Source organism: Chthonomonas sp. (assembly GCF_035294505.1).
Taxonomy (GTDB): Bacteria; Armatimonadota; Chthonomonadetes; order Chthonomonadales; family Chthonomonadaceae; genus Chthonomonas.
Window position 1 is genome coordinate 1 of the sequence record NZ_DATGKU010000020.1, and the last position, 8193, is coordinate 8193.

Consider the following 8193-nt stretch of genomic DNA (forward strand, 5'->3'; position numbering starts at 1 on the left):
TGCCCGTCCACATCGCTCCAGACCCGCTATGCTGTGTGGTGTTGGGCGCCGGCCGCTTCCTAGAAGAGCTAGAAGCCAACCCCGCCATGCGTCGTGCCCTTCGAGGGCGCTAGCCCCGGCCGGCACTCTTAGGGGTCTACCGCCATGCTGCCGCCGGAACGCCAACACGGACACCTGCGCTATAAGGCGTTGCTGCTGCTTTTGTTGCTCGGTACTTTGGCCGGAGCCTGGCACAATCGCCTCGTTGCCCATGGACGCCCCGACCCCGTTACCACCTGGACTCGCACCGCGCTGGCCTACCCTGCCGGCACGCTCAACCGATTTTCCCGATGGTGTGGTCGCAATTTTGGATGGATTCTGCGAGGCAGCGCCCTCGAACGGGAGAACCGTCGGTTGCGCGCTGAAGTGGAGCGCCTGAAGGCCGAAAACGCAAGCCTTCAAGAGGCCGCTGCCGAAAACGTGCAACTGCAACAAGACCTGGGCTTTGTGCGCACCCTCCCTAAGCCGCCCATCGCCGCCTGGGTGATCGCCCTGCGCCCCGACCCGAACTTTAACACCATCGTTATCTCGCGAGGTAGCAACGATGGGGTACACGTGCATAGCGTCGTCGTAACGCGCGATGGTCTCGTTGGCCAAGTAAGCGAGGTGACCCCTAACACCGCAACCGTCGTGCTTCTTACCGATCGCAACGGTATGGTGGGCGCGCGCGTGCAGAGGGCCTCCTCGCGCGCCGTTGGCCTTTGTCGTGGCAACTACTCGCCCCTCATCCCTCTCATAGACCTGGCCGGCGATGCCGATATCCGCCCCGGCGATAAAATTGTAACTGCAGGCTACGGCGTGTTCCCTCCAGGCATTCCCATCGGTACCGTGGTGAGCGTACAGGTAGATCAAGGCCATACCAGCAAACAAGCCCTCGTGAAACCTGCCGTAGACTTCAATCGGCTGGAAGAGGTCTATGTGCTGCGATGAGCTTTGGTAAACGCCTCCTGCTGTTTATCGTCCTGCCGCTCATGGCGGCTATCCTCCAGTTTGCATGGGCAGGCCGAATCGCCGTTGAGGATGCCACTCCCCAACTGCCGCTTCTGCTTACCACGCTGGGGGCCACCTTTTGCACAGCAAACGAGGGGGCCTTGCTAGGGTTCATCAACGGCTTTCTGTTTGCCTCCCTCTCTCCTCTTATCGGCGGAGGACTTGGGGGCATCATCGTGGGCAACACGTTGGTGGGCTTCGGCATCGGCTGGCTAGGCGAGCGAGTCTTTCGCGGCAGCACCTTTCTAGCCCCCTTCTTCGCCGCCGCCGGCACTCTGGTGGCGGCGCTTATCTATCTGGTGGCCGCTCCGCCTCCCCTTCTCCTCCATTGGCTTTTGGTTACCGGCAAAACCACCCTCTACAACATGGCCCTTGCCATCCTACTCTATCCGCTTCTGCGCCGGCTGCTCGGCGCCGACCAAAATACGCACGCCATTGCCTAACCAACCTCAGCGCTCCGACTGGGAGCCTTGCTTTCCAAAACCCTGCTTTGCTCTGCAAACGCCCTCTCAAACGCAGAACTTGCTTCCTGCCGCTTTTGCAAAATAGGCGGGTAATCACAAGGATTACCCCTACATAGGGCACCATTTTATCAGGCACACTCTAGGTTATCAGGTGCTACTAACTGTCTGTCTCTGCAGCCCAACCCCAACCCCTCAGAACGGGTGGGAATGGAAACGCAAGATTTCTCGCCTTCGGCTCGAAATGACATGTGTTCATCTCGTCTGTGCCACGAAAGCACAGTTGTACCGCCGACGCTTCAAGCCCCCACCCCCACTCCCCTCAAGGCCGACGCTGGGGTCCCCAGAAAATGGCAAGATTTTCTGGGGCAGGGCGCCCTCCCCCTCCCCCTATCAGGGAGAGGGGAGATTAGCAAAAGGGGCACGGTCACCGTGCTCCCTACAGGCGGTTTCCTTTGATTAGCTTCCCTTCGGAACCCATCATAACCGCCCCCTTTCTGCAATAAGTAAGACACAATAAACACCTCAGCGGCCAGAACCGTTTCCTTCAAAGCCCATCTCTCTGGCCGCTGCGTTGCTGTCTGCAAGACGAAAGGATGGGATAGGGGGCGAACAAGATTAGCTTGCTCTGTGAACTGAACTCTAGAGCCGGGAAATTGGCAGTCTCTGCAGCCCCTCAAGGCCGACGCCCTCAGAGCCGGTAGGGACTGAAACTTAAGATTTCTCGCCTTCGGCTCGAAATGACAGGCGTCTATCTCACAAGAAATGACAGGCGGCTGTCTCACCGGCTCTTCAAGGCCGAGGTCTTGTCCTCAAGATCGCCTCCCTCCTCCTTAGCTGCTAAGACTAAAGGAGGGCATTGTAGACGAGCAAGGTAGGCTCGCTTTACGAAGAGAGGAGCCAATTCTCGACTTTCAGTGCATCTATGACATAAAAATGGGCGTCATTTGTAAGCACCACCAGATCATGCAGGCGGGCAACGGCAGCAATTTGAGCATCGGCGGTAGGGATCGGTTTTCCTTTAGAACGTTGCTCAGCGCAAATTTTGCCAAACTCCACCGCAGCGGCTTCGTCGAAAGGGAAAACGACGAGGTGGGAAGCGAAAGTAGCCAACTTTATAAGATTATCTGCCGCACGTTGACTGGCATAAGCGCCATAATAGAGTTCACCTAATACCGTGGTTGAAACGGAAAATAGGCTCCCTGCTCTCTGAGCCGCACTAAGATAGGGTGTCAGGCGATGATCTCCGTTCAGGTAGGCTATTGCGTGATTTGTGTCGAAGAGATAGTTCACTTAGTGCCTTCCTCAAGATGTCGCTCTTCATCGAGCATTTCCTCGATGCGCGCGCGCTCATCCGACGCCATCTGCCAGGCACCAAAGAACGGCTGCAGAGCCTCTGCCTTTCCCCTGTTTGACTTTAGGGCAAGCCATTCTACGGCCAACTGCTCCGGCGACTTCCCCGTCTTAGCGGCCTCTTGTTGCAAAGCCTGATAAACCTCGTTTGGGACTTCCAACATCAATGTCTTCGGCATACTCCCGTCTCTCCCAAGTTATTGAGCGCTCTTCTACTTTACGTTCATCTCGTCTCTCTTTACACCTGGTGCCAGCCGATGCCTGCAAAGATGTTGCTCGTTCTCACTCACACCAGGCAATAGAACAATCTAGTCAGCGATTCCCATGGTTAGCTTCTTTGCGGAAACCCAACACAACCGCCCCCTTTCTCCCGAATCGGGGGAAAGGACGGGATAGGGGGTGAACAAGGTAGGCTTACTCTGTGAACTGAACTCTAGAACCGTGAAGTTGACAGCCTCTGCAGCCCCACTCCTACCTCCTCAAGGCCGACGCCCTTCCCCTCAGCGCCTTTCCCTCAGAGCCGGTAGGGACTGAAACTTAAGATTTCTCGCCTTCGGCTCGAAATGACAGTTGTTGATCTCGTCTGTGGCACGAAAGCACAGTTGTACCGCCAGCTCTTCAAGTGCGTTGCTGTCTGCGACGACGGAAAGGATGGGATAGGGGCGAAAAGATGGGCTTGCCTCCAGCCCCCACCCCCACTCCCCTCCCCCTATCAGGGAGAGGGGAGACCAATAAGTTCATTGGCAGTTTTTTATAATAACTTCCCTTCGGCAACCCAACACAACCGCCCCCTTTCTCCCGAATCGGGGGAAAGGATGGGATAGGGGGCGAGTGAGATTGACTTGTTCTGCAAAACTGCCTCTAGAGCCGTAAAGGAATGGAAACTCAAGATTTCTCGCCTTCGGCTCGAAATGACAGGCGCCTATCTCTACAGCCCCACCCCTCCCCCTACAGGGGGAGGGGTGGCCAATAAGCGAGCCGGCGGCTTCCTACGGCAAGCGCCCCAGCCAAGCAGCAAGAGACACTTTAACGTGACGTTCTGTTTTAAACAGCCCCAACTACGCTGCCCGCCAAAATTCCCCGTGTGGATACCGATAGGTCGGCAACTCCTCGCCTGGGGCAAGCTTCACCTGATTCCACGGGGCCGGCGGGTGGTAGACATAGGGAACCTCGTCAGTGGGAATGTAGTCTGCTTGCCGACGCCGCTCTAAGCACGCCAACAGTACCTTCTGCTTGTGTAGAATATATTCGGGGGTGTGCGGCCCCAGCTTTTCCTCCACATGCGCCGTACGAAATTCATAGTACACAACCCGCCGTAGCTTCTCCGAAGCGTTCTCCGGCGACCCATGCAGCACAAGAATGTTGTGTAGAAGCACATCGCCCGGCGACATCAGGGCCGGCACCGCCCCGCTCGCCTCAAAATCGGCCCGCGTGTGGTCTTTGGCATGCTCCTGCAGCCAAGTCGTCGTCTGCTCTTTGCTCCAAAGATGGCTGCCGGGCATTACCCAGACACAGGTGTCGTAGTCTGCCGGATCGAGATAGAAATCCACGTTAAAGATGGGTGTGTCCCCCACATGCTCCGTGCCGGCATCGCGATGCCACGGAACCACAATGCCCTCCCCAGGCAGCTTGAGCACCATCGAATCCCATGTGGGAATGAGATCGGGGCCCATCAGCTTCTCCACCGTGTTCAGAATGAACGGATGCCCAAGCAGCACCTTCATCTCGTCTTTCTTATCAATCACGTACTCGATACGCTTCAAAACCGGTTGCCCCGTCTTATGCCCACGGCCGTACATGTAGTCCGGGTGGTCTCGAACCGTCTCGCTGCCGTAGCGCATGAGATCGTCCATAGCGGCCTGAACTCGCGAAAGCTCCGGCTCCGCGATCACGTTTCGCAAAATAAGGTAGCCGTTTTCATGGAAAAACTTCGCTTCCTCATCCGAGATAACCGTACGCACCATCTTAATAGCCTCCTTACAACACGTTCAGTGTAAGGAACTTCCGTTCCTGCTTGGGTATTATACTAGCCTCCTATCCGCACGTCAACAAAGTAAAGAGGCCTGGAAGAGAAATCCTGGGCGAACTCAGGGCTACCCTTACCCCTCCCTCAACAAAAACCCCACCGTTTTCCTGTTTCTCGAAGCGGGTCACAGACGGGGTGGGCACCTCTTAGCGGTACTCCGGCGCCTCCTGTGCAAGCATCGCGCAGCCGTTGGTCGGGTCTGGGTAGTTTTCCGACCATCCATGCATCTGGCAAATGGCATCTGGCTTGAGATGTTTTGCATGAAGATCGGCAAAAAGCCAATTGCAAGCCCCGTTATGGCTCTGAAAAGGCCCCTGCGCCCCACCATCAGGGCCACGCAAAGGGATGAACCAGCTGCCCAGGTCCGGGAAACTCCAGCGCGACTCCAACAGCAACACAAGGCCGGAAGCATCGCCGATCTCGGTCTCATAGCGCGGTCGCGTTCTCGGCTCCCCATACCAGCAGGGAGGTACGCCCTCATGAAAGAAGCTACCGTTGTAGGCATAGGAGATGGCGATCCACTGTGATTTTGGGTACAGCAGATTCGTCTCATCACCGGGCACGCTGGCATATCCGTTTGTGCTCCATGCATCTCCGTTCGAGGGACAGCGAAACACGTCGAAACTCTTCACATAGGGTAAAATCTCCCGCTTCCAATTCACGCTGCTGCCCTCCAACGGGTCGTTCGGCGGGCTGCTTGGAGAGGGCGATGTGCACCCCCCTAAATCATGCAAAGCATCGGCCTGGCGGTTCATCGGGTAGGTTTCGTCGTAATCCTCCAGATAGAGGCTTATAGCCGTTCCAAGCTGCTTTAGATTGGATAGCCACACAATGGAACGCGCCGCCTCACGCGCCCTTGCAAACACAGGAAATATTAGGGCGGCAAGCAAGGCAATTATCGCTATAACCACGAGCAACTCGATCAGTGTAAACCCACATTTCGGCGTGGGCTTTCGCTTCTTCTTTTGCGTCCACATGGTTTCTCTCCTTAGGGAACATCCATGGCGACCTGACGTTCCCTCCAAGCCATATAGGCTCTCTCTATATCACTTTCACAGCGAATAGGCACTCCAGACAGAGAGGATAGTTTACGGAGTCCTGCCGGATAATCTGCATCTCCTACAATAATGCCACACAGTGCCGCTACAGTATAAAATAGTCCCAGACGTATTAGGCAGGTCATGCTTTTGCCATGAGGAAACTTTCGGTTACATTAAGGAATGCAGTGGTTACTTTAGATTATTATCGCCACCCCCCCTCCCTCTTCTCCTTCCTTCCAGCGCCGCAGACAGGCGCCTCAAGGCCGTTGTCATGCCGATCTTTATCAACAGGCTCGATAGGGTTCTCATCAAGCGGTGTTAACTGTATCCATCCCACTCGCAAAGCATAGATTACGGCCTCTAAACGGGAATGCGCGTCGGTTAAAGCGTAGATGCGTTTAAACTCGGTATCTATGGTGGTGCTACAACGCCCTAAGTAGCGGGCAAGAGCTTTTGTGTTGACCGTTCCCAGGTTCACCACCGCTTGCAGAAGAGCGATAAGCGCCGGAGAAAGAACCTGTTTCTTTTTCTGTTGAATACAGCTCATACAGCACAACTCCTTTTTCTATGCTCAGCTCATCCATTAAAAGTGATGCATTACCCTTTCTTCAACCGAGGTCGGCGCTGCCGATAGACGATGAAGCTGACAAGGAAAAAGAAGAGTGCTGTTAAGCTCAGGATGAACGCCCTGCGCCAAAAGTAGGGCTGGCTCTTGTTCCAATCCGAGCGCGGGTCTAAAATAAGCTGCCCATTGGCACCCACAAGGTAGTCATGGTGGGTGAAATAATCACGATATAAAGAACCTGGTTTCAAGTCCGGCTTGAAAATATCATCGGATACATTGTTAAGATGGCAACTTGTTACATACAGTTCCTTTACTGCACACAATGTGAGTTTGCTTCCCGAACCCAGTGATGCGTAAGTGCTGCTCCTGCCTTCTGTAGGAATCCAAACACCATCTATCTGCTTTGCCGATAAACACTCAAAACGATCCTCTCTATTGGATAAGAAGAAGAAATCCGCACGAACAATCATGTTCCCAAAGCGAGGTGCCACCCATCCGTCTAGTCGGTTCCCTTGCGCATCTGTAATCACAACTTCATAGAGGCTGCCCCAGTGAGGATCGTTTTTACTGCCTCGCACGGTGAGCTGTTTTGCCTGCGCCGCCACCTGAGCATACCACCGTCCTAGCGCATCCATATAACCGTATAACAGGGGGTTCTCATCTACTTGAAACGCCGGTTGCATATCGTGCACAACGCTTGATGGCATCCGTCTCCCGTTGAACGACCCCGTGGCCACATCCTGCGTATAGTAATTTTTGCCGTCCACAATAAACTGTGCAGAGGAAGCGTCGTTAGGGTTGCTGTTTGTTTGATAGAAGCGCTTAACTCCCTTAAAGGCAAACGCCATGTAGTCTGTAGACGGAACATGCGCCCCTCTAGCAAATGGAGGTGCAAGGTAGGTGGTGACAACGCGATATGTAAAGTAGCCTGATTGCAACGGTGCTGAAGCTGCTTTCAATGCTTCTACGACACTTGAGGTCGAGGGTCTCTGCAAGCTCGTTGTTTGCCCTCCAAAGCTCAAGAGGGGGTTTAGGAGCAGATAGGCTCCTAAACCCAAAATGCTGTAATTTGTTTGTCGAGTTGGCATTCTTGGCTCCTTTGTTCCTCTTCTCCAGTCGCCGCGCTCTAGAGACCACAAATATCCACATGTTCCTCCTGGGTTCGAAATGGTTGCCCAGCACAACCGCTGCCAGCAGGCCAGACTCCCATCCACCAGCACAGAAAGTTTTTGCCGAAATTACTACAGTAAGCGTTTGGCACCCCTCCCGGTTCGCACTGGAAATGAGGATAGTAACGCTTAACGACCACCACACCGAGTCCTTGACTAGGGTCTACCACGCAGTTCAGATTGGTTCCAGCACATACCTGTTTCGTGCATACCATGCCGATGTAGGCAATAGGCGCTGAAGTGTAGGACAGTCTAGCATTTTAGCCCCTCCTTAACCGCGGTCGGCGCTGCCGATAGACGATGAAGCTGACAAGGAAAAAGAAGAGTGCTGTTAAGCTTAGGATGAACGCCCAGCGCCAAAAGTAAGGCTGGTTCTTATTCCAGTCCGAGCGCGGGTCTAGAATAAGCTGCCCATTGGCACCCACAAGGTAGTCATGATGAGTAATATAATCGCGCATAAAAGACCCAGGTGGCAAGAAGGCCTTGAAGAGATCATCGGATACATCATTTAAGTGAAACGACAAAACCTTTACCCGCTTGATGCTAACCA

General features: G+C 54.5%; 9 protein-coding genes. 2 read left to right on the plus strand and 7 right to left on the minus strand.

All coding sequences use genetic code 11. The annotated features are described in order from the left end of the window. Positions 1–144 precede the first annotated feature (144 nt). Together mreC and VKV18_RS00615 are read left to right on the plus strand one after the other, a co-directional pair. Entirely contained in the window at positions 145–969 is an 825-nt protein-coding gene (mreC, locus tag VKV18_RS00610) for a rod shape-determining protein MreC (RefSeq protein WP_324202289.1), read from the plus strand. Next, on the plus strand, positions 966–1472 hold the full coding sequence (locus tag VKV18_RS00615; protein WP_324202290.1) for a hypothetical protein: 507 nt from the start codon (positions 966–968) through the stop codon (positions 1470–1472). Before mreC ends, VKV18_RS00615 begins: the two co-directional genes overlap by 4 nt. A gap of 903 nt (positions 1473–2375) precedes the next feature. Here the strand turns inward: VKV18_RS00615 and VKV18_RS00620 are convergent. The 7 genes from VKV18_RS00620 to VKV18_RS00650 all read right to left on the minus strand — a co-directional run. Continuing rightward, on the minus strand, positions 2376–2783 hold the full coding sequence (locus VKV18_RS00620; RefSeq protein WP_324202291.1) for a type II toxin-antitoxin system VapC family toxin: 408 nt from the start codon (positions 2781–2783) through the stop codon (positions 2376–2378). Beyond that, on the minus strand, positions 2780–3022 hold the full coding sequence (locus VKV18_RS00625) for a hypothetical protein (protein ID WP_324202292.1): 243 nt from the start codon (positions 3020–3022) through the stop codon (positions 2780–2782). The genes VKV18_RS00620 and VKV18_RS00625 overlap by 4 nt, the downstream gene beginning before the upstream one ends. Before the next feature lie 879 nt (positions 3023–3901). Further along, on the minus strand, positions 3902–4807 hold the full coding sequence (locus VKV18_RS00630) for a phytanoyl-CoA dioxygenase family protein (protein ID WP_324202293.1): 906 nt from the start codon (positions 4805–4807) through the stop codon (positions 3902–3904). 208 nt (positions 4808–5015) lie between these two features. Then, positions 5016–5846, minus strand: a complete 831-nt coding sequence (locus tag VKV18_RS00635; RefSeq protein WP_324202294.1) for a prepilin-type N-terminal cleavage/methylation domain-containing protein — start codon at positions 5844–5846, stop codon at positions 5016–5018. A gap of 265 nt (positions 5847–6111) precedes the next feature. Next, a complete protein-coding gene (locus tag VKV18_RS00640) occupies positions 6112–6456 on the minus strand; it encodes a hypothetical protein (protein ID WP_324202295.1) in 345 nt (114 codons plus the stop codon). A gap of 50 nt (positions 6457–6506) precedes the next feature. Continuing rightward, entirely contained in the window at positions 6507–7562 is a 1056-nt protein-coding gene (locus VKV18_RS00645) for a hypothetical protein (protein WP_324202296.1), read from the minus strand. A gap of 341 nt (positions 7563–7903) precedes the next feature. Next, a partial coding sequence (locus VKV18_RS00650; RefSeq protein WP_324202297.1) for a hypothetical protein occupies positions 7904–8193 on the minus strand: 290 nt, incomplete at its 5' end.